Genomic DNA, 20,610 nt, shown 5'->3' on the forward strand with positions numbered 1-20,610 from the left:
TCATGTTGAAGGTCATGCTGCTCAACGATGGCGAGGGACGCGCGGCGTCGCTGCGCCAAACGCTTGCCGCGGCGGGCGTGCACGTCGTGGCCGAGGTGGCGCCCGGCACGGACCTGGCCGCCAGCATCGCGCAGTCCGCCGCCGACGTGGTGCTGATCGACAGCGACGCCCCCGGCCGCGACACGCTGGAAAACATTTGCGTGGCCAGTTCGCACAGCGACCGCCCGGTGGTGATGTTCACCGACGACGGCAATCGCGAAACCATCCGCACGGCCTTGCGCGCAGGCGTTGCCGCCTACGTGGTCGGCGACGTGCCGGCCGCCCGCATCGAACCCCTGCTGACCGTGGCGATCGAGCGCTTCGCCATGGAAAAAACCCGGCGCGAGGAATTGCGCGAGGCGCAATTGCGGCTGGCGGACCGGCAGTGGGTGGAAAAAGCCAAGGGTATCCTCATGAAAACGCGCGCCGTGACCGAGGACGAGGCCCACCGGCTGCTGCGCGAGCGCGCCATGCAGAGCCAGAAGCGGCTGGGCGAGGTCGCCCGCGAGGTCGTCGAGATGAGCCAATGGCTGGGCAGCGCCTGACGGGCCGCCAAATAAGTTATGGCTATATGAATTAAAGAAATCAAAAGTTGTGGGGATGAGAGCCCGTCCCTATCATCGACCCACATTGAGCCGGGTGCGCCCGAGGCTGGCATACATGAAGCTTTTCCCGATTTTTGCCGATCTGACAGACCGGCTGGTACTCGTTGTTGGCGGCGGCGCGGTCGCCGAGCGCAAAACCCTGGCCCTGCTGGAAGCCAGCGCAAGCGTGGTCCTGGGCGCGCCGGCACTGACGCCCGCGCTGGCTGCGCTTGTATCCGAGGGCCGCGTGCGCCACCTGCCCGGGACGTTCAACCCCGATTGGCTGCAAGACGTCTGGCTGGTGGTGGCCGCCACCGATGATCGAACGGTCAACGCCGCGGTGTCCGAGGCCGCCGAGGCGCGCCGTATTTTCAGCAACGTGGTGGACGACCCCGAACTGTCGTCCTTCCAGGTGCCGTCCATCGTCGACCGTTCCCCCGTCATCGTCGCCATTTCGTCGTCGGGCGTGGCGCCCGTGCTGGCGCGCCGCGTCCGCGAACGCATCGAGTCGCTGTTCGACCACACGCTGGGCCAGCTGGCCGGCCTGGCCGCCGTCTACCGCAAGCGCATTCGCGCCAGCCACCCCGACCTGGGCGCGCGCCGACGCTTCTACGACTGGCTGCTGGACGGCCCGGTGGCGGGCTTTCTGCGCCAGCAGCAGCCGGCGCAGGCCGAGGCCGCGCTGGCCGACGCGTTGGCCGCGCCGATTGCGCCCGCCGAGGGCAGCGTCGTGCTGGTGGGCGCGGGGCCGGGCGATCCGGGCCTCTTGACGCTCAAGGCCTTGCGCGCGCTGAACGAAGCCGATGTCATTCTTTACGACCGCCTGGTCAGCGACGAGGTCATGTCGCTGGCCCGGCGCGACGCCGAACGCGTGCCCGTGGGCAAGCTGCCGGGCGAAAACCACCACGCCACGCAGGCGCGCATCCATGGCCTGCTGGTGGAATACGCGCAGGCGGGCCGCCGCGTGGTGCGGCTCAAGGGCGGCGACGCCTTCATTTTTGGCCGCGGCGGCGAGGAACTGGAGTTTTTGCGCGCGCATGGCGTGCGCTATGAGGTCGTGCCCGGCATCACCGCGGCGCTGGCCTGTGCGGCCTATGCCGGCATTCCGCTGACGCACCGCGAACACGCCCAATCGGTGCGCCTCATCACCGCGCATTGCCGCGAAGACGAAGACAACCTGGATTGGCCCGCGCTGGCGCGCGAAAAGCAGACCTTGGCGTTCTACATGGGGGTGGGCCAGCTTGATCTGCTGACGCAGCGCCTGCTGCGCCACGGCCGCTCGCCAGACACGCCGTTCGCACTGATCGAGAACGGCAGCCGGCCCGAACAGCGCGTGGTGTCGGGACGGCTCGCGCAACTGCCGGAACTGGCCCGCGACCATGCCGTCCGCTCTCCCGCCCTGCTGATCGTGGGCGAGGTCGCCGGCCTGGCGCCCCAATTGCACTGGTTCGGCCAGCATCTGGGGCAGCCGGCGCTGACGGCCTAGAACCGCTGTCCGGCGCGGCATCGGCGCGGCGCCGGTTCTTCACGGCCGATATCCCTGGCGGGCACGGCCGGATGGGGCTTCAGCCCTTTTGCTGCGTGCCGAAGATGCGGTCGCCGGCGTCGCCCAGGCCCGGCATGATGTAGCCGTGCTCATTCAGACCCTCGTCGATGGACGCCGTGTAGATATGCACGTCCGGGTGCTTGTTGAGCACCGCGTCGATGCCCACGGGCGCCGCCACCAGCACCAGCGCGCGGATCTCCTTGCAGCCGGCGCGCTTGAGCAAATCGATGGCGGCGACCATCGAACCGCCCGTGGCCAGCATGGGATCGACGATCAGCGCCAGGCGCTGGTCGAGTTCGCCCACCAGGCGTTCCAGATAGGTGTGCGCTTCCAGCGTCTCTTCGTTGCGAGCCACGCCCACGACGCTGACCTTGGCGCCCGGGATCAGGCTCAGCACGCCGTCCAGCATGCCGATGCCGGCGCGCAGGATGGGCACCACGGTGACTTTCTTGCCGGCGATCTTCTCGACTTCGACCTGCCCGCACCAGCCCTCGACCGTGGCGGGCGCCAGCGGCAGGTCCTTGGACGCTTCGTACGTCAGCAGCGCGCCCACTTCCTGCGACAGTTCACGGAAGCTCTTGGTACTGAGGTCGGCGCGCCGCATGATCCCGAGCTTGTGGCGGATCAGCGGATGGCGGATTTCGTGCACGGGCATGTGCGTAACTCTCCAGAGTATTTGTTGGTCAGAATGCTTTCGGCCTCAGGCGGACCCGGCGCGGCGCAGCGCACCTGCGCCGCCCGCTCGCGAGCCACACGAGAGGATCGTAATCGTTTTGGCTATTGTTCGGCGAGCCAGGAAATGAGGGCGTCGTCGAATGCTCGGACGGCGCCTGCCTGCTCGTGGTTCACGATGCTGACGACCACGTAGCGCTTGCCGCTGGCGCCCAGCACGTAACCGGCGATCGAGCGCACGTCGCGCAGCGAGCCGGTCTTCAGGTGGGCCATGCCCAGCGTGCCGTTGCCCTTCAGGCGGCGGCGCACGGTGCCGTCCACGCCGGCGATGGCGAAGGACGAAATGTATTCCGGCATCACCGGCGAATTCCAGGCCACCGTCAGCATCGACGCCAGGCTGTCCGCGGACACGCGGGCGTCGCGCGACAGGCCGGCGCCGTTGTCGATGACCAGTTCCGGCATGTCCAGCCCCTGCTTGGCCAGGAGCTGCTTGGCCACTTCCTCGCTGCTGCCGACGGTGGCCGGACGGCGGCCCCGCTCGGCGCCCAGCGTCAGCAGCAGGGTGCGCGCCATGACGTTGTTGCTGCGCTTGTTGATCTGGCGGATCGCCTCGGCCAGCGTGGGCGAGTCGTGCGAGGCCAGCACCACGGCGTCGGCCGGCACCATGCCGGACCGGACCTGTCCCTTGAACGTGCCGCCCAGCTCCTTCCAGAGCATGCGGAAGACTTCGGTGGCGTATTCGGGCTGGGACAGCGCCAGGCGATACAGGCTGAACTCGCCGCAGGAACCGGCCACCTTGCCGTTCACGCGGATGGTGACGCCCTGCTGGGTAATGAGGGGGTCCGTCGTGACCACCGGCGGGCCGGGACAGCGCACGTCGCTCCATTCGACCTGGCCTTCGATCTTCAGGCCGGGCAGCGGCGGATCGATCAGCGGCACCCACTTGTTGGCGACCGGATCCGGCGTGAACAGCAGCCGCAGCGCGCCAAAGCCCACCATCAGCGCGTCCGGGCTGGCGTTGTAAGCCCGGTCGGGCGCGCCGTCGAACGCGCCCGGGTCGGTCGTGACCTGGCCGAAGATGCTGCGGTCGATCACGAGATCGTTGATCTGCTTGACCCCGCGCAGCCGCAGTTCGCGCAGCAGCGTCCACAGGTCCTGCATCAAGAATTGGGGATCGCCGCCGGCCCGCAGATACAGCGGCCCGGCCAGCACGCCCTTGGCGTCGGGACGCGCGCCGGGCGCCGTCATGAATTCGGTGCGCCAGACGTAATTGGGGCCCAGCTCGGACAGCGCTGCCCAGGTCGTGACCAGTTTCATCACCGAGGCCGGATTGCGGGCTTCCTTCGCGTTGAGCGCCACGAGCCGCGGGCCGCCCACCTCCTGGACCACCAGCGACAGCGAACTTTCCGGCAGCTTGCTCGCCTTCCAGGCCTTGACCACGTCGGGGGGCAATCCCGGAACCTGCGCAAAGGCGGCGTGCGCGGCCAGGGCCAGGACACCGCCGGCCAGCCATTGCTTCAGTCCGCCCACCCGCCTGATCACTTGTCCCGTCATTGCACGCCCACCCGGTTGCTCGTCCAGCAAAACCGAGAGCATACAAAACCTGGACGGATTGCGGGCGGCGCGAGGCCGCCCCGAAGGCCGGAGCAGACGCATTTAACTGCGCAAGCCGCCGTTCCGCCCCTATTAACCGTCCCCTTTACAATAGCGGGTTGCCCCAAGCCCGCCAGGCGGGCCTCACTCATCCCGATATCCGCGTGACCCAGTCCTTCACCGTTTCCGATTTCGACTACGAACTGCCGCCCGAGCTCATTGCGCAGACGCCCGCCGCCCAGCGCACGGGCAGCCGCCTGCTGCACCTGGATGCCGCCAGCCAGCTCCATGACCGCCAGTTCGCCGACCTGACCTCCCTGCTGCGTCCGAACGACCTGCTGGTGTTCAACGACACCCGCGTCATCAAGGCGCGTCTGCCCGGCCACAAGATCACCGGCGGCAAGATCGAGGTGCTGGTCGAACGCATCACCGAGCCCGACCGCGTCCTGGCGCACGTGCGCGCCAGCAAGTCGCCGGGCCCCGGCATGGTGCTGCGCCTGGCCGACGCCTTCGAGGCCACCGTGCTGGGCCGCGAGGGCGAACTCTTCGACATCCGCTTTCCGGGCCCCGTGCTCGACCTGCTGGACGCGCACGGCGCCACGCCGCTGCCGCCCTACATCACGCATGCGGCGGACGCGGGCGACGACGACCGCTACCAGACGGTCTACGCGCGCGAACCCGGCGCGGTCGCCGCGCCCACGGCCGGCCTGCACTTTGACCAGCCCACGCTGGATCGCCTGGCCGGGCTGGGCGTGGCCCGCGCCTTCGTCACGCTGCACGTGGGCGCCGGCACCTTCCAGCCAGTGCGCGTGGACAACCTGGCCGACCACGTCATGCACGCGGAATGGTTCACGGTGCCCCAGGCCACCGTGGACGCCATTGCCGCGGCCCGCGCCCAGGGCGGACGCGTGATCGCCGTTGGCACCACCAGCGTGCGCGCCCTGGAATCGGCCGCCGCGCAGACCGAGGGCCACACCGCCCCCGGCGTCCCGCTGGCCACCGCCCAGGGCGACACGCGCCTGTTCATCACCCCGGGCTACGCGTACCGTGTGGTGGACGCGCTGGTCACCAACTTCCATCTTCCCCAGTCGACCCTGCTGATGCTGGTGTCGGCGCTGGCCGGCGTCGAGCCCATCCGCCGCGCCTACGCTCACGCCGTCGCCGCGCGCTACCGCTTCTTCAGCTATGGCGACGCCATGTTCATCGAAACCCCTGCCTCATGACCGGACTCAACTTCGAACTGCTCGCCACCGACGGCGGCGCCCGCCGCGGCCGCATCACGCTGAACCACGGCGTGGTCGAGACCCCCATCTTCATGCCGGTGGGCACCTACGGCAGCGTCAAGGCGATGATGCCGCACGAGCTCAAGGAAATCGGCTCGCAGATCGTGCTGGGCAACACCTTCCACCTGTGGCTGCGCCCGGGCACCGAAATCATGGAAAAGCATGGCGGCCTGCATGGCTTCATGCAGTGGGACAAGCCCATCCTGACCGATTCGGGCGGCTTCCAGGTGTTCAGCCTGCAGGGCATGCGCAAGATCACCGAGGAAGGCGTCAAGTTCGCCTCTCCCATCGACGGCGCGCGCCTGTTCCTCACGCCCGAAGAATCGATGCGCATCCAGCGCTCGCTCAACTCCGACATCGTCATGGTGTTCGACGAGTGCACGCCCTATGAAATCGACGGCCGCCCCGCCACCGTCGAAGAGGCAGCCCGCTCGATGCGCATGTCGCTGCGCTGGGCCCGCCGCTCGCGCGACGAATTCGACCGCCTGGGCAACCCGAACGCGCTCTTTGGCATCGTGCAAGGCGGCATGTACGAGTCGCTGCGCGACGAATCCCTGGCCGGACTGCAGGACATCGGCTTTCACGGCTACGCGATCGGCGGGCTGTCGGTGGGCGAGCCCAAGGAAGACATGATGCGCATCCTGGCGCATGTCACGCCCAAGCTGCCCGCGCAGGCGCCGCGTTACCTGATGGGCGTCGGCACCCCCGAAGACCTCGTGGAGGGCGTGAGCCGCGGCGTCGACATGTTCGACTGCGTGATGCCGACCCGCAATGCGCGCAACGGCTGGCTGTTCACGCGCTTTGGCGACGTCAAGATCCGCAACGCCAAGTACCGCGACGATACCCGTCCGCTGGACCCGAGCTGCAGCTGCCACACCTGCGGCAATTTTTCGCGAGCGTACCTGCACCACCTGCAGCGCGCCAACGAAATCACCGGCGCGCGCCTGAACACGCTGCACAACCTGCACTTCTATCTGACTATCATGAAGGAAATGCGCGAGGCCATTGCAGAAGGCCGTTTTGACGCCTGGCGCGCCCAGTTCGCCGCGGACCGCGCCCGCGGCGTGGAGTAGTCCCGTAAAAAAGCTGCCGCCGGGGGCTTTTTCCGGCGGGTTTCGCCCCCATTTGACCAGGCACGCCGCCATTGCAGGCGACCGCCGCCTGGCGCCTGGGATGACGCCCTAGTTAAAGGCTGGCGATAACCTATATACAATAGTCGGCTTGCCCTATCCATGGCTCGCGCGGGGATGGGCGCATTAAAAACATAGCGATAAACCCAAACAGACTCAAACGCAGGAGAATTCAATGTCCGTTATCGATACCGCCAGCCTCGTCGTGGCCCAGGCCGCCGCTCCCGAAGGCAATGCGCTGATGGGCATGCTGCCCATCATCCTGATGTTCGTGATCCTCTACTTCCTGATGATCCGTCCGCAGATGAAGCGCCAGAAGGAACACCGCAACCTGATCGCGGCCCTGGCCAAGGGCGACGAAGTCGTCACCGCCGGCGGCCTGCTCGGCAAGGTCACCAAGGTCAACGACAGCTACGTCACCGTCGAAGTCTCCGAACTGGCCGACAAGCCCGTCGAAGTCATCATGCAGAAGTCGTCGGTGTCGACCGTCCTGCCCAAGGGAACCATCAAGGCCCTGTAAGCGTCCCAAAAGAGCCCCATCGGGGCTCTTGTCCTAGAAGGCGCCTACCGCCGCCCGCCGCGTTTCGCCCGGGCGGCCCTTTCATCTCTTTCAATGAAGTAGCCGGCAATGAACCGCTATCCCCTCTGGAAGTACATTACGGTCCTGGTCGCGGTCCTCATTGGCCTGCTGTACACGCTGCCCAATTTCTACGGCGAGTCCCCCGCCGTCCAGGTGTCCAGCGCCAAGGCCACCGTCAAGGTCGACCCGACCGTGCTGGCGCGCGTGGAACAGATTCTGGCCGATGCCAAGATTCCCAACGACGGCGCCTATTTCGAACTGAACGGCACGCTCGGCACCGTTCGCGCCCGCTTCCCGTCGACCGACGTGCAGCTGCAGGCCCGCGACCTGATCGAAAAATCGCTCAATACCGTTCCCGGCGACCCGCACTACACCGTGGCGCTGAACCTCTTGCCCGCCTCGCCGCCCTGGATGCGCGCGCTGGGCTGGTTCGCCCCCAAGCCCATGTACCTGGGCCTGGACTTGCGCGGTGGCGTGCACTTCCTGCTGCAGGTCGACATGCAGGGCGCCCTGACCGCCCGCTATGATTCCCTGGCTGCCGACGTGCGCTCGGTGCTGCGCGACCAGAAGATCCCCGTGGCCGGCGTCGAACGCTCCGGCATGGGCATTGCCGCCACCTTCGCCACTACCGACGACCGCGACCGCGCCATCTCGACGCTGCGCTCGCGCCTGCCCGATCTGGAATTCACCGAACGCGAAGAAAACGGCAAGCAGCTGCTGATGGCCGCCCTGAACCCGGCCGCCGTCACGCGCGTGCAGGATTCCGCGCTCAAGCAGAACATCAACACGCTGCACAACCGCATCAACGAGCTGGGCGTGGCCGAACCGGTCATCCAGCAGCAGGGTTCGGACCGCATCGTGGTGCAGTTGCCCGGCGTGCAGGACGTGGCCAAGGCCAAGGAACTGCTGGGCCGCACCGCCACGCTGGAAATCCGCATGGTCGACGACTCCCCCGCCGCGCAGGCCGCGTTGCTGGGCGGCAGCGTCCCGTTTGGTCTTGAGCGCTACAACGACCGTGACGGCCGTCCCATCCTGGTCCGCCGCCAGGTCATCCTGACCGGTGAAAACCTGCAGGACGCCCAGCCCGGCCGCGATTCGCAGACCCAGCAGGCCGCCGTCCACCTCACGCTGGACTCCAAGGGCGCCCGCATCTTCCGCGATGTCACCCGAGACAACATCAACAAGCGCATGGCCATCCTGCTGTTCGAAAACGGCAAGGGCGAAGTGGTCACCGCGCCCGTCATCCGCGGCGAAATCGCGGGCGGCCAGGTGCAAATCTCGGGCAGCATGACCTCCGAGGAAGCTGCCGATACCGCCCTGTTGCTGCGCGCCGGCGCGCTGGCCGCGCCGATGTCCATCATCGAGGAACGCACCATCGGCCCGAGCCTTGGCGCCGACAACATTTCCAAGGGCTTTAACTCGACGCTGTACGGCTTTTTGGCCATCGCCGCGTTCATCATCATCTACTACCACCTGTTCGGCGTGTTCTCCGCGATCGGCCTGACGTTCAACGTGCTGTTGCTGCTGGCGCTCCTGTCCATGCTGCAGGCCACGCTGACCCTGCCCGGCATCGCGGCCATTGCGCTGACATTGGGCATGGCCATTGACTCGAACGTGCTGATCAACGAGCGCATACGCGAAGAGCTGCGTGCGGGGGCCTCCCCCCAGCAGGCCATCCATCAGGGTTTCGAACGCGCGTGGGGCACCATTCTCGACTCGAACCTGACCACGCTGATCGTGGGCCTGGCGCTGCTGGCGTTCGGTTCGGGCCCGATCCGGGGCTTCGCGGTGGTTCACTGCCTGGGCATCCTGACCTCGATGTTCTCGTCGGTCGTGGGCGTGCGCGCGCTGGCCAACCTGTACTACGGCCGCAAGAAGAAGCTCACCTCGATCTCCATCGGCGAAGTCTGGAAGCCGAAGGCAAACTGAAAATAAGGCGGACGGCCCCGGCCGTCCGCCACAGAAAAGAACCGAAGGCGAAAAATGGAATTTTTCCGGATTCACCGCACCATCCCGTTCATGCGCCATGCGCTGGTGCTGAACATCATCAGTCTCGTCACCTTCCTGCTGGCGGTCTTTTTCATCGTCACCCGCGGCTTTCACCTGTCGATCGAGTTCACCGGCGGCACGGTCATGGAAGTCAACTACGCCCAGACGGCGCAGCTTGAAAACGTGCGCGGCGTGGTGTCCAAGCTGGGCTACACCGACTTCCAGGTCCAGAACTTCGGCACGTCGCACGACGTCATGATCCGCCTGCCCCTGCAGGAAGGCCAGACGTCCGCCACGCAAAGCGAAACCGTCATGGCCGCGCTGAAGACCGCCGATTCAGGCGTCGAACTGCGCCGCGTCGAATTCGTGGGCCCGCAGGTCGGCCAGGAACTGCTGCACAACGGCCTCATGGCGCTGCTGGTCGTGGTGATCGGCATCATGGTCTACCTGGGCTTCCGCTTCGAATGGAAGTTCGCGGTGGCCGGCGTGATCGCCAACCTGCACGACGTGGTCATCATCCTGGGCTTCTTCGCGTTCTTCCAGTGGGAGTTCTCGCTGGCGGTGCTGGCCGGCGTGCTGGCCGTGCTGGGCTACTCCGTGAACGAATCCGTGGTCATCATGGACCGGATCCGCGAAAACTTCCGCAAGTACCGCAAGGCGGACGTGCACGAAGTCATCAACAGCGCCATCACCCAGACCATCTCGCGGACCATCATCACCCACGGTTCGACCCAGATGATGGTGCTGGCCATGCTGTTCTTCGGCGGCCCCACCCTGCACTACTTCGCCATGGCCCTGACCATCGGCATCTGGTTCGGTATCTACTCGTCGGTGTTCGTCGCCGCCGCGCTGGCCATGTGGATGGGCGTCAAGCGCGAAGACCTGATCAAGCCGGTCAAGAAGGAAGGCGAAGAAGGCGAAGTCGCCTGATTGCCTCGGCCCTGACACCAAGAACCCGTCGCTTGCGACGGGTTTTTCTTTTGGGGCACGGGCAGGTGCGGCGAGCACGAATAGTCCACCCCACCGTTTTTGGTTAGTTTGTCCGATCCCCCGCGACGGCGGTTGATTTATATATCCGAACAGGTATATCGTGTGGACAGAAAAACCCAAGCTTCTCTACTGGGAAGGATCTTCCAGAAAGGACTTCAAGGCGTTCCCGCTCCCCGTGCAAAAGCGAATGGGAATGTCGCTGTACACCCTGCAATGCGGCCGTTGGCCCGATGCTGCAAAAGCCATGAAAGGGCTGGGGCCGGGCGTTTATCAGCTTGCCGAAACCGAGCGAGGCAATGCGTATCGGACTGCCTACGCAATGAAGATCGGCACCGCCATCCATGTATTGCATGCATTTCAGAAAAAATCCAAGTCGGGCATCAGCACGCCCCAGACCGACCTTGATCTCATATCAAGCCGGCTGAAGCGTGCAATGATTCGGCAACATCCCCACCGGAGCGCTCCATGACCCGCACGCCCCATCCCGGCACGCAAAATGTGCTCTATGACCTTGGCTTTGACGACGCGGCCGAGTTGACCGCAAAGGTCCAGCTGGCCATCAGGTTCAACGATTTGATCGATCAGCGTGCCCTGAGCCAGCGGGAGGTCGCTGCGCTGACCGGAATGACGCAACCCAAAATCTCTCAAATGCGGCGGTACAAGCTCCAGAACATTTCCTTGGAACGGGTGATGCAGGCGCTGGTATCGCTGGATCAGCATGTTGAAATCCGTGTGCGCAAAGCCCGCCGGTCTGACGCGGCCGGCATCTCCGTCGCGGCTTGACACCAACACCGAACCGGACGAACGAGCGCGCATTCGTTACCATGCCCCTCATGAAACTCACCATCGACCACCTCGTCATCGCCGCCGTGGACCTCGCCAGCGGTACCGAATATGTCGCCGGACTGCTGGGCATCACGCCGCGGGGCGGCGGCGCGCATCCGCGCATGGGCACCCATAACCGGGTGCTGGGCATGGCGGACGGCGTGTATCTGGAAGTCATCGCGATCGATCCCGACGCGCCGGCGCCCGAGCGCCCCCGCTGGTTCGGGCTGGACCAGGGTGACGTGCGCGCGCGTCTCGAACAGGGACCGTTCCTGGCGCACTGGGCCGCGCGTGTCGAGGCGCCGCTGGACCTGACGCGCATGCAGGCCGAGCACCCCGACCGGCTGCCGCCCGCGATCGCCATGACGCGCGGCGACCTGCGCTGGCGCCTGACCGTGCCCGAAGACGGCAGCCTGCCGGCGTGGCGCGAGGCCGGCTACGAAGCGGGCGAAGGCCTGCTGCCCACGCTGATCCAATGGGACGTCGAGAATCCGCCCGGTGCGACCCTGCCGCGCCAGCCGCTACGCTTGCTCCGCCTGACCGGCTGCCATCCCCGCGCCTCGCTGCTGCGCCAGGGGTTGGCCTGGATGGGCGCGGACAGCCTGATCGACGTCGAGCAGGCCGACGGCCCGCCCCGCCTGCGTGCGCAGATCGAAACGCCGTCCGGGGTCAAAGTGCTGGCCTGACACGCACGCGCCGGCCCCGTTTTAAACCGGCATTCCGTCACTGGACGCCGTCACCGGACGCCGTCCGCGGACCCCGTCACCGGACGAAAAAAAGGCCGCGGATTCCGCGGCCTTGTCTGCTTCACAAGCTCTGCCTCAGGCCTTCTTCCACCAGCGCCACGGGGCGCGCAGCGGCCATTGGTACTTGCTGCCGAGCACCCGGGGGGCCAGATAGTGGCCGACCAGCACGGCGATGCCGCCGGCCGTCATCACGTCCGACAGATAGTGATCCAGGTTCACCAGCCGGCTGATCGCCACCAGCGCCGCCAGCAGCAGGAAAATCCAGCGCCAGCGGGGCGCCAGGATGCCCAGCACCACTGCCACGGCAAAGGCGGCGTAGGTGTGGCTGGAAGGAAAGGAATTGAACTGCTGGGCGCGGGAAAACGATTCGCCCAGGCCGTAGATACCTTGTTCGAAATACAGCTCGGGGCGCGCGCGGGCCACGGTGCGCTTGAGCACCAGCACCACCAGCCCGCCCACCGCCATCGTCGACAGCATCAGCAGGCTGCCGCGCGCCATGGCGGCATAACTGACGCGCAGCGGATTGCGCCATCCGCGCGCCAGACCCACCAGACCGATCACGTAGAACGCCAGCGCCATGACGATGTAATGGCCGCTTTCACCCAGCTCGCCCACCCATTCAAACGACTGGTCCACGCCAGCCGACACCGATTGCTGGATCCAGATCGCGAGCGGCAGGTCGACCCACAGCGCGCAGGCAGCCGCGGCCAGCGCCAGTGCGCCTGCCAGCAGCGCCCACACGGACGTGGGATAGGGATTTCGGTATTCGTCCTGGACGGTGGAACCGGCGCCGCCATCGAGGGACGGAGTGGCTGCCGCAGGCGTGAGGCGATTGGAATTCATCGGTTCCGCACGAGCATAAAAAGGAGATCTTGCCGGCGCCACCCGGCGCTCGGACCGCTATCGTAACGGCCAACGCGCGCCCGACCAAGAAACAATTTTTGGGCAAGGGTTAAAATTCCGCCTTTCCCCTCTTTCCAGCCCCCGGGATCTACACCCGTCACGGCGACCATCATGCAAGAAACTTCTCTCAAGCGCGCGGGCAATGTCCCCGGCGAAACCCGCGACGGCGGCTCCCCCGTCCTGCCTTCGGCCGTTCCCGGCGCCAGCTCCCCGCGCAAGCTGTACATCCGCACCTTCGGCTGCCAGATGAACGAGTACGACTCGGACAAGATGGCAGACGTGCTGCGCGAGGATCAGGGCGGGCTCGAACTGACCGACAACCCCGAAGAGGCCGACGTCATCCTGTTCAACACCTGTTCGGTGCGCGAAAAGGCGCAGGAAAAGGTGTTTTCGGACCTGGGCCGCGTGCAGCACCTGAAGAAGACCAATCCGAACCTGGTCATCGGCGTGGGCGGCTGCGTGGCCAGCCAGGAGGGCGAAGCCATCGTCAAGCGCGCGCCGTACGTCGACGTGGTGTTCGGCCCGCAGACGCTGCACCGCCTGCCCGACCTGATCAAGCGCCGCCGCGACGAAGGCCGCTCGCAGGTCGACATCAGCTTTCCCGAGATCGAGAAATTCGACAACATGCCGCCGCCGCGCGTCGACGGCGCCACGGCGTTCGTGTCCATCATGGAAGGCTGTAGCAAGTACTGCAGCTTCTGCGTCGTGCCTTACACGCGCGGCGAAGAGGTCTCGCGTCCGTTCGACGACGTGCTGATCGAAGTGGCCGACCTGGCCGACCAGGGCGTCAAGGAAGTGACGTTGCTGGGCCAGAACGTGAACGCCTACCGCGGCCGCATGACCGATTCCGACGAGATCGCGGACTTTGCGATGCTGCTGGAATACGTGCACGAGATCCCCGGCATCGAGCGCATCCGCTACACGACCTCTCACCCCAAGGAAATGACCCAGCGCATGGTGGACGCCTACGCCCGCCTGCCCAAGCTGGTCTCGTTCCTGCACCTGCCAGTGCAAGCCGGCAGCGACCGCGTGCTGGCCAGCATGAAGCGCGGCTACACCACGCTGGAATTCAAGTCCGTCGTGCGCCGCCTGCGCGCCGCCCGCCCGAATCTCACGCTGTCCTCCGACTTCATCGTGGGCTTTCCCGGCGAGACCGAGGAAGACTTCGAAAAGACGCTCAAGCTGATCGAGGACGTCGGCTTCGATACGTCGTTCTCGTTCGTGTATTCGCGCCGCCCGGGCACCCCCGCCGCTGACCTGACGGACGACACGCCCCAGGACGTGAAGCTGCGCCGCCTGCAGCGCCTGCAGGCGCTCATCAACGAACAGGCGGCAACCATTGCCCGCAACATGGTGGGCACGCGCCAGCGCCTGCTGGTGGAAGGTCCCTCGCGCCGCGACCCGAACGAACTCATGGGCCGCACCGAAAACAACCGCATCGTCAATTTCCCCGCGCCCGCGCGGCTCATCGGACAAATGGTCGACGTCATCATCACCGAGGCGCACACGAACTCCCTGCGCGCCCGGGTTGCCGACGTGGACCGCACATCGCAAGAGGCTGAATGACCACTCCCCGCTCCCGCGCGCGTCGCAGCATGCCCGTCATCGTCACCCTGGACGGCGACAACACCCACCTGGCCAACCTCTGCGGCCCCCTGGACGAAAACCTGCGGCAGCTTGCCGACGGCATGACGGTCAAGCTGTCGCGCCGCGGCAGCCGCGTCACCATCGAAGGCGAGCGGGCCGAACTGGCCGGCCGCATCCTGCGCCGGTTCCACGAACAGGCCGTGCACCGCGCCCTGTCCATCGACGACATCCAGCTGGGATTGGTCGAGATCGGCGTGGGCCGCCAGGAAGACAAGCTCAAGGAAGAGCAGGCCCAGGAACTCGATGCCCTGCCCGCCCTGGACGACGAAAGCGACGGCATCGCGCTGCGCACCAAGCGCAGCGACCTGCGTCCGCGCACGCCGCGCCAGCGCGACTACCTGAACAACATCCTCAAGCACGACATCACGTTCGGCGTCGGCCCCGCCGGCACGGGCAAGACCTGGCTGGCCGTGGCCTGCGCCATCGACGCCATGGAGCGCGACACGGTGCAGCGCCTGGTGCTGACCCGCCCCGCCGTCGAAGCCGGCGAACGCCTGGGCTTTCTGCCCGGCGACCTGGCGCAGAAGGTCGACCCGTACCTGCGCCCGCTGTATGACGCGCTGTACGACCTGATGGGCTTCGAAAAGGTGCAGCGCCTGTTCGAAAAGCAGACCATCGAGATCGCGCCGCTGGCCTACATGCGCGGGCGCACGCTGAACCACGCCTTCGTCATCCTGGACGAGGCGCAGAACACGACGCCCGAGCAGATGAAGATGTTCCTTACGCGCATCGGCTTTGGCAGCAAGGCGGTCATCACCGGCGACCCCTCGCAGGTCGACCTGCCGCGCGGCCAGGTCAGCGGGCTGGCGCATGCGGTGAAAGTGCTGCATGACGTCCAGGGCATCGCCACCACCAAGTTCACCAGCCGCGATGTCGTGCGCCACCCTCTGGTCGCCCGCATCGTCGACGCCTACGACCGCGCCGCCGAAGATGAAGCCTGAGCTGTCCCTGTCCGTGCAGTACGGGGTCGAGGAAGCCCGCCTGCCCCGCTGGCGCCTGCGCCGCTGGGCCGAACGCGCGCTGGGCGCCGCCCATGAAGACGGCCTGGTTGCGTTCTCGGCCGCCGAACTCAGCCTGCGGCTGGTCGGCGCGGCCGAGGGCCGCCGCCTGAACCGCGACTTCCGCGGCCGCGACTACGCCACCAACGTGCTGACCTTCGAATACGGCGTCGACCCGCTGGGCGTGGCCCGCGGCGACATCGTCATGTGCGTGCCCGTGCTGGTGCGCGAGGCCCGCGAACAGCGCAAGCCCTTGCTGGACCACGCCGCCCACCTCACCATCCACGGCGTGCTGCATTCGCTGGGCTACGACCACATCAAGGCGCGCGAGGCCAAGCGCATGGAAGCCCTGGAAACCGCCACCCTTGCGCAAATGGGCATTGCCGACCCCTACGTCGCCGCCTGAGCGCAGCGGCTCCGGGTCAACCCTGAGAAATTGCCGGAAAATGGCGTGCAGCAAGGCGCAGATCGCGTCCAATGCACCCATTTTCCCGGTTGGCGTTACAAACGATGGGCCAGTATCGGTTATGCTGGCTCCTCCATAACTTGTCCTCCCGGACGATGTCTGACCCTTACCCTGCTCCCGAAGCGACTTCCGCTCGCTCTGCCAAACCCGCCACCAAATCCCTCCTAGACCGCCTGCTTTCCCTTGTGCGCCGAGAGCCCGAGGACCGCGAAGGCATCAAGGCCGTCCTCGAAGCCGCGCACGAGCGCGATCTGCTCGACGCGGAGTCGTACAAGATGATCAAGGGCGCGCTAGCCGTGTCCGAGGGCACTGTCGGCGACATCATGGTCCCGCGCTCGCGCATGGATCTACTCGATGTCACGCAGCCCATTCCCTACCTGGTGGCCTCGGTGATCGAAACCGCGCATTCGCGGTTCCCCGTCTACGAGGGCGATCGCGACAACATCATCGGCATCCTGCTCGCCAAGGATCTGCTGCGCTGCATGCTGGAACCCAACATCGACGTGCGCTCGCTGGTCCGCCCGGCCGTGTTCATTCCCGAATCCAAGCGCCTGAACGTGCTGCTGCATGAGTTCCGCGCCAGCCGCAACCACCAGGCCATCGTCATCGACGAGCACGGCGGCATTTCCGGGCTGGTCACGATGGAAGACGTGCTGGAACAGATCGTCGGCGACATCGAAGACGAGTTCGACGAAACCGAGGAAGACTCCATCTTCCCTGAAGGCGAAAACCAGTGGCGTGTGCTCGCGGCCACCGACATCTCGCACTTCAATGAAGTATTCGGCTGCCAGTTGCCCGACGATGAATACGACAGCGTCGGCGGCTGGATGGGCGGTCAGCTCGGCCGCATCCCGCGCCGCGGCGACCACGCCGACATCGAAGGCCTGCGCCTGGAAGTGGCGCGCGGCGATGCCCGCCGGGCCATCTGGCTGCGCGTCAAGCGCATTGCCGCTCCGCAGTCCGCAGCACCCGCCAACGACGCATGACCAGCACTGCGCGCAGCCGACTTCTGCGCGGCGCCGCCGGCCTCGTGCTGGCGGGCGCCGTCCACGCCCTGACCTTTGCCCCCGGCCCGCTGCCCGGATGGGCGCTGGCGTTCACCCAGATCGCCGCGCTGGCGGTGCTGGCCCGCGTCACGCTGTACGCCCCGTCTGCCCGTCAGGCTTGGCTGCGCGGCTGGCTGTTCAGCTTCGCCAGCTACGCGCTGGGGCTGTACTGGATCTTCATCAGCCTGCACCGCTACGGCGATCTGGCCGCGCCACTGGCGGTTGCCGCGGTGCTGGCGCTGTCGGCCTTCCTGGCCCTGTTTCCCGCCACCGCCAACGCGCTGGCGCGCCGCTACGCGCCGCTGGCCCCGGACGCCACGCCCTCCCGCATCCTGACCGCCACACTGGCCTGGGCCGCGATGTGGGCCGCGTTCGAATGGCTGCGCGCGGTGTTCCTGACCGGCTTTCCGTGGCTGAACATCGGCTACGCGCAGGTCGACAGCCCCATCGCGGGCTGGGCGCCGCTCGTCGGCGTGCACGGCATGGCGTTCCTGGCCGCGTTTATCGCAGCCGCCGCCGCAAGCCTCTGGCAGCCCTCCCGCAAGGCCGGCGTGGCCCCGCGCCACGCGCTGGCCGCCGGCATCGCACTGGCGCTGGCCGGGGCGGGCTGGCCGCTGTCGCGCATCGACTGGTCGGCGCCCGTGGGCGACCCGCTGAACGTGCGCCTCGTGCAGGGCAACATCGGACAATCCCAGAAATTCGATCCGGCGCTTCTCGAGCAGAGCGTGCGGCGCCACCTTGATCTGACGGCCATGCCGCCCGCGCCCGGCGTGCCCGCGCCGCAACTGATCATCCTGCCCGAAACCGTGCTGCCCATCTTCCAGGATCAGCTCGATCCGCGGGTCTGGGAGGTCTGGCGCGACCTGGCCCGCCAGCGCAACACCGTCATCGCGATGGGCGTGCCGCTGCACGATCGCGTGGACGGCCGCGAACGCTACACCAACAGCGTCATCGGCTTTGACGGCGCCACGCCGGTCGAACAGCTGCTGGGCGGCAATACCGCGATGCGCTACGACAAACGCCATCTCGTCCCCTGGGGCGAATATGTGCCGCCCGGCTTTCACTGGTTCGTCGAGATGCTCAACATTCCGCTGGGCGACTTCGACCGGGGCGGCGAACGCCAGACGCCCTTTGCCGTCGGCGGCCAGCACATCGCCTTCAACATCTGCTACGAAGACCTCTTCGGCCCCGACCTGCTGCCCGCCTTGCAGCCCGGTCCCAACGGCGAGCCGGGTGCGACCATCCTGGTCAACGTCAGCAACCTGGGCTGGTTCGGCGACAGCTGGGCGCTGCGCCAGCACTTGCAGATCGGCCGGCTGCGCACCATCGAAACCGCGCGTCCGATGCTGACCGCCACCAATACGGGCATCACCGCGGCCATCGATGCGAAGGGCCACGTTGCCGCCCAGCTTGCGCCGCTGCAAGCGGGCGTGCTGCCCGTCTCCGTCCAAGGCATGACGGGGCTGACGCCCTACGCGCGTTTTGGGGACAAGACCGCGCTCGCGCTGATCGGCCTGGTCCTCATTGCCGCGGTGGGCAGCGCCCGCCGCCCGCGCCGCGGCTGATCCCGGCTCACGCAAACAGGTTCGCGGGCAGCGAGCCTGTTTCGTCGGGCGGCGCCAACGGTCCGCTTCCCGCCCCCGTGGTTTCGATCGCCTCGGCAATGGCTTGCATGTCCTCGGCGTCCAATTCCAGCTCGGCCGCGCCGATCACGCCATCCACCTGCGATGCGCTGCGCGCCCCCACAATGGCGCCCGTCACACCCGGCCACGCCAACGTCCAGGCCGCTGCCGCGGCAGCGACGGTGGCGCCATGCCGTTCCGCGATCGGCTTGAAGGCATCGGCCAGGGCCAGATTGCGTTCCAGGTCCGGTGAGCGGAAATCCGCGTGCCGGGACCGCCAATCGTCCGGCGGCAAGACCCGTGCACGCTCGGCGCTGAACTTGCCGGTCAGCAGGCCCGAATGCATGGGGCTGTACACGATCACACCCGTGCCGTGTGACGCGCACCAGGGAATCAGGTCGCTGGCCGCAGTACGCTGGATCGCCGAAAACGGGGGTTGCAGCGTGTCCACGTGTCCCAGGTATTCGGCGGCGCGCAACTGCGCCAGATTGTGATTCGACAGACCGACAGCGCGGACCTTGCCCGCCTGCTTGAGGTCCAGCAACTCCTGCCAGTACGCCTCCAGCGGTGTGCCGTCGCCCGCAGGCCAGTGCATCTGGTAGAGGTCGATGCGCTCGACGCCCAGCCGGCGCAGCGACCCCTCCAGCTCGCGCCGGATGCTGGACGGGGCGCCGGTGCGCCGCGGCATGGCCTGCGGCTGCGCCGCCGACCACGTCAGGCCGCACTTCGTGAAGACATAAGGGCGCTCGGCGGCCGGCATCTGGGCCAGCGCCTGGCGCACGATGTCCTCGGAATGGCCCAGCCCATACACCGCAGCGGTATCGATCCAGTTGATACCGCGGTCGACCGCATGCCGGATCGCCTTGATGGATTCGGTGTCTTCCTGCGGCCCCCAGCCCACCGCCCATCCATTGCCGCCCATCGCCCAGGCGCCCAGGCCGATGCGCGTGATCTCCATGTCCGTGCGGCCCAGCGCGACGGTGGGAAAGGCGGTGCTGCTCATGGAGAAGTGCTCATGTGTCGATGTCCTTGCCGGTCTGCGGCAGCTTTCCGTGCGGCTCGCCACAGGGCGAGCACGTGTAAAAAACGCGCGCCTCGCAAAAAAATTCAGCCGTTTACGATAGCACCGCACAAGCCGTTGATTTTATTGATTTCTGCATCAATCGACCACGGCTTGCCGCGTGGTTTTTGCGCCAAACAATGCCCTTCCAACGGCTATCCATCCCTCTTTTTTCGCAACTTTTTTGTTTTTTGCCATGAAGCGACTTGCACACCAAATTTAGTTCGTGCATAATCTCGTTTCTTCGCCAACGGCACTAAACAAAACCGGCAACGAAACAGCAAAAAACGCGCTTTAAACAGCAAGTTTCTAGCAAAAACGTTGAACGGATTGATTAGCGGAACGGGGGTATAGCTCAGCTGGGAGAGCGCTTGCATGGCATGCAAGAGGTCAGCGGTTCGATCCCGCTTACCTCCACCAGTCCAAAGCGAAGAGTAGTACAGCAAGTCCAAGTCCCCTTCGTCTAGAGGCCTAGGACATCACCCTTTCACGGTGAGTACAGGGGTTCGAATCCCCTAGGGGACGCCAGTCTTCTGGCATGCAGTAGAAGTGATGCAGTTGAAGTGACAATGTAGTTGAGTTAAGCCGCTGCGGAGCGGTAGTTCAGTTGGTTAGAATACCGGCCTGTCACGCCGGGGGTCGCGGGTTCGAGCCCCGTCCGCTCCGCCAAAAGCTCTCTCGCTCAGAGTCTTTCAAGAGCTCCGTTTTCGGGGCTTTTTTGTTTTATAAGTGTGAGACCTTGTTGTTTGAAGTTTGGGACAGCAGGACGCCCTGGGGGTATAGCTCAGCTGGGAGAGCGCTTGCATGGCATGCAAGAGGTCAGCGGTTCGATCCCGCTTACCTCCACCAGTCGCAGTACAGTAGTAACGCAGTACAGTAGTAAAGTTGTTA

The 20,610-nt window shown here is 66.2% G+C and carries 19 protein-coding genes and 4 tRNA genes; 19 read left to right on the top strand and 4 right to left on the bottom strand.

Features of this window, described 5'->3' with window-relative positions; genetic code table 11:
• Positions 1 to 2 precede the first annotated feature (2 nt).
• Positions 3 to 584, top strand: a complete 582-nt coding sequence (locus LN047_RS22040; protein WP_056326624.1) for an ANTAR domain-containing response regulator — start codon at positions 3 to 5, stop codon at positions 582 to 584.
• A 115-nt stretch (positions 585 to 699) separates the two neighbouring features.
• The gene (gene cysG / locus LN047_RS22045) at positions 700 to 2,109 is read left to right on the top strand and encodes a siroheme synthase CysG (RefSeq protein ID WP_373980182.1); all 1,410 of its coding nucleotides are present in this window, start codon (positions 700 to 702) and stop codon (positions 2,107 to 2,109) included.
• Positions 2,110 to 2,188: 79 nt separating this feature from the next.
• On the opposite strand, the gene upp is transcribed toward cysG, so the two are convergent.
• Both upp and dacB read right to left on the bottom strand, forming a co-directional pair.
• Positions 2,189 to 2,824 (bottom strand): uracil phosphoribosyltransferase, encoded by a 636-nt coding sequence (gene upp / locus LN047_RS22050; protein WP_056326620.1) that lies wholly within the window; start codon positions 2,822 to 2,824, stop codon positions 2,189 to 2,191.
• Between the two features lie 122 nt (positions 2,825 to 2,946).
• Positions 2,947 to 4,395, bottom strand: a complete 1,449-nt coding sequence (gene dacB / locus LN047_RS22055; RefSeq protein WP_056326619.1) for a D-alanyl-D-alanine carboxypeptidase/D-alanyl-D-alanine-endopeptidase — start codon at positions 4,393 to 4,395, stop codon at positions 2,947 to 2,949.
• 203 nt (positions 4,396 to 4,598) lie between these two features.
• Between dacB and queA the strand changes: the two genes are divergently transcribed.
• The 8 genes from queA (at position 4,599) to LN047_RS22095 (ending at position 11,917) form a co-directional block, all read left to right on the top strand.
• On the top strand, positions 4,599 to 5,657 hold the full coding sequence (gene queA / locus LN047_RS22060; protein WP_373980183.1) for a tRNA preQ1(34) S-adenosylmethionine ribosyltransferase-isomerase QueA: 1,059 nt from the start codon (positions 4,599 to 4,601) through the stop codon (positions 5,655 to 5,657).
• On the top strand, positions 5,654 to 6,790 hold the full coding sequence (gene tgt / locus LN047_RS22065) for a tRNA guanosine(34) transglycosylase Tgt (protein ID WP_062838759.1): 1,137 nt from the start codon (positions 5,654 to 5,656) through the stop codon (positions 6,788 to 6,790). Before queA ends, tgt begins: the two co-directional genes overlap by 4 nt.
• A gap of 232 nt (positions 6,791 to 7,022) precedes the next feature.
• Complete coding sequence (gene yajC, locus LN047_RS22070) at positions 7,023 to 7,367, top strand: preprotein translocase subunit YajC (protein WP_042794815.1); 345 nt, start codon at positions 7,023 to 7,025, stop codon at positions 7,365 to 7,367.
• 108 nt (positions 7,368 to 7,475) lie between these two features.
• Positions 7,476 to 9,356, top strand: a complete 1,881-nt coding sequence (gene secD / locus LN047_RS22075) for a protein translocase subunit SecD (protein WP_373980184.1) — start codon at positions 7,476 to 7,478, stop codon at positions 9,354 to 9,356.
• A 54-nt stretch (positions 9,357 to 9,410) separates the two neighbouring features.
• Positions 9,411 to 10,346 carry a protein translocase subunit SecF gene (secF, locus tag LN047_RS22080; protein WP_105240232.1) on the top strand — a complete coding sequence of 312 codons (936 nt, stop codon included), beginning with the start codon at positions 9,411 to 9,413 and terminating at the stop codon, positions 10,344 to 10,346.
• Between the two features lie 253 nt (positions 10,347 to 10,599).
• Positions 10,600 to 10,875, top strand: coding sequence for a type II toxin-antitoxin system RelE/ParE family toxin (locus LN047_RS22085; protein WP_373980185.1), 276 nt, complete (start codon positions 10,600 to 10,602; stop codon positions 10,873 to 10,875).
• The gene (locus LN047_RS22090) at positions 10,872 to 11,189 is read left to right on the top strand and encodes a helix-turn-helix domain-containing protein (RefSeq protein ID WP_056326611.1); all 318 of its coding nucleotides are present in this window, start codon (positions 10,872 to 10,874) and stop codon (positions 11,187 to 11,189) included. Before LN047_RS22085 ends, LN047_RS22090 begins: the two co-directional genes overlap by 4 nt.
• Positions 11,190 to 11,239: 50 nt before the next feature.
• A complete protein-coding gene (locus LN047_RS22095) occupies positions 11,240 to 11,917 on the top strand; it encodes a VOC family protein (RefSeq protein ID WP_373982170.1) in 678 nt (225 codons plus the stop codon).
• Positions 11,918 to 12,052: 135 nt separating this feature from the next.
• Here the strand turns inward: LN047_RS22095 and LN047_RS22100 are convergent, their stop codons facing one another.
• Positions 12,053 to 12,820 carry a phosphatase PAP2 family protein gene (locus tag LN047_RS22100; protein WP_373980186.1) on the bottom strand — a complete coding sequence of 256 codons (768 nt, stop codon included), beginning with the start codon at positions 12,818 to 12,820 and terminating at the stop codon, positions 12,053 to 12,055.
• Between the two features lie 171 nt (positions 12,821 to 12,991).
• On the opposite strand from LN047_RS22100, the gene miaB reads away from it, so the two are divergent.
• The 5 genes from miaB to lnt all read left to right on the top strand — a co-directional run bounded on the left by miaB (position 12,992) and on the right by lnt (position 18,602).
• Positions 12,992 to 14,446 (top strand): tRNA (N6-isopentenyl adenosine(37)-C2)-methylthiotransferase MiaB, encoded by a 1,455-nt coding sequence (gene miaB / locus LN047_RS22105; protein WP_373980187.1) that lies wholly within the window; start codon positions 12,992 to 12,994, stop codon positions 14,444 to 14,446.
• Positions 14,443 to 15,468 carry a PhoH family protein gene (locus LN047_RS22110; RefSeq protein ID WP_142053768.1) on the top strand — a complete coding sequence of 342 codons (1,026 nt, stop codon included), beginning with the start codon at positions 14,443 to 14,445 and terminating at the stop codon, positions 15,466 to 15,468. The genes miaB and LN047_RS22110 overlap by 4 nt, the downstream gene beginning before the upstream one ends.
• Entirely contained in the window at positions 15,458 to 15,931 is a 474-nt protein-coding gene (gene ybeY, locus LN047_RS22115; RefSeq protein WP_056326604.1) for an rRNA maturation RNase YbeY, read from the top strand. Before LN047_RS22110 ends, ybeY begins: the two co-directional genes overlap by 11 nt.
• A gap of 155 nt (positions 15,932 to 16,086) precedes the next feature.
• Positions 16,087 to 16,977, top strand: coding sequence for an HlyC/CorC family transporter (locus LN047_RS22120; RefSeq protein WP_373980188.1), 891 nt, complete (start codon positions 16,087 to 16,089; stop codon positions 16,975 to 16,977).
• A complete protein-coding gene (gene lnt / locus LN047_RS22125) occupies positions 16,974 to 18,602 on the top strand; it encodes an apolipoprotein N-acyltransferase (RefSeq protein ID WP_373980189.1) in 1,629 nt (542 codons plus the stop codon). Before LN047_RS22120 ends, lnt begins: the two co-directional genes overlap by 4 nt.
• A 7-nt stretch (positions 18,603 to 18,609) precedes the next feature.
• Here lnt and LN047_RS22130 read toward each other — a convergent pair whose 3' ends face one another.
• Complete coding sequence (locus LN047_RS22130) at positions 18,610 to 19,617, bottom strand: aldo/keto reductase (protein WP_373982171.1); 1,008 nt, start codon at positions 19,615 to 19,617, stop codon at positions 18,610 to 18,612.
• Between the two features lie 446 nt (positions 19,618 to 20,063).
• Between LN047_RS22130 and LN047_RS22135 the strand changes: the two genes are divergently transcribed.
• The 4 genes from LN047_RS22135 to LN047_RS22150 all read left to right on the top strand — a co-directional run bounded on the left by LN047_RS22135 (position 20,064) and on the right by LN047_RS22150 (position 20,568).
• Positions 20,064 to 20,139, top strand: a tRNA-Ala gene (locus LN047_RS22135).
• A 32-nt stretch (positions 20,140 to 20,171) separates the two neighbouring features.
• Positions 20,172 to 20,247: transfer RNA gene (locus tag LN047_RS22140), tRNA-Glu, on the top strand.
• A 64-nt stretch (positions 20,248 to 20,311) separates the two neighbouring features.
• Positions 20,312 to 20,388: transfer RNA gene (locus LN047_RS22145), tRNA-Asp, on the top strand.
• 104 nt (positions 20,389 to 20,492) lie between these two features.
• Positions 20,493 to 20,568: transfer RNA gene (locus LN047_RS22150), tRNA-Ala, on the top strand.
• Positions 20,569 to 20,610 lie beyond the last annotated feature (42 nt).

Source organism: Achromobacter sp. JD417 (genome assembly GCF_041879325.1).
In the GTDB taxonomy this organism is placed as follows: Bacteria; Pseudomonadota; Gammaproteobacteria; order Burkholderiales; family Burkholderiaceae_B; genus Achromobacter; species Achromobacter mucicolens.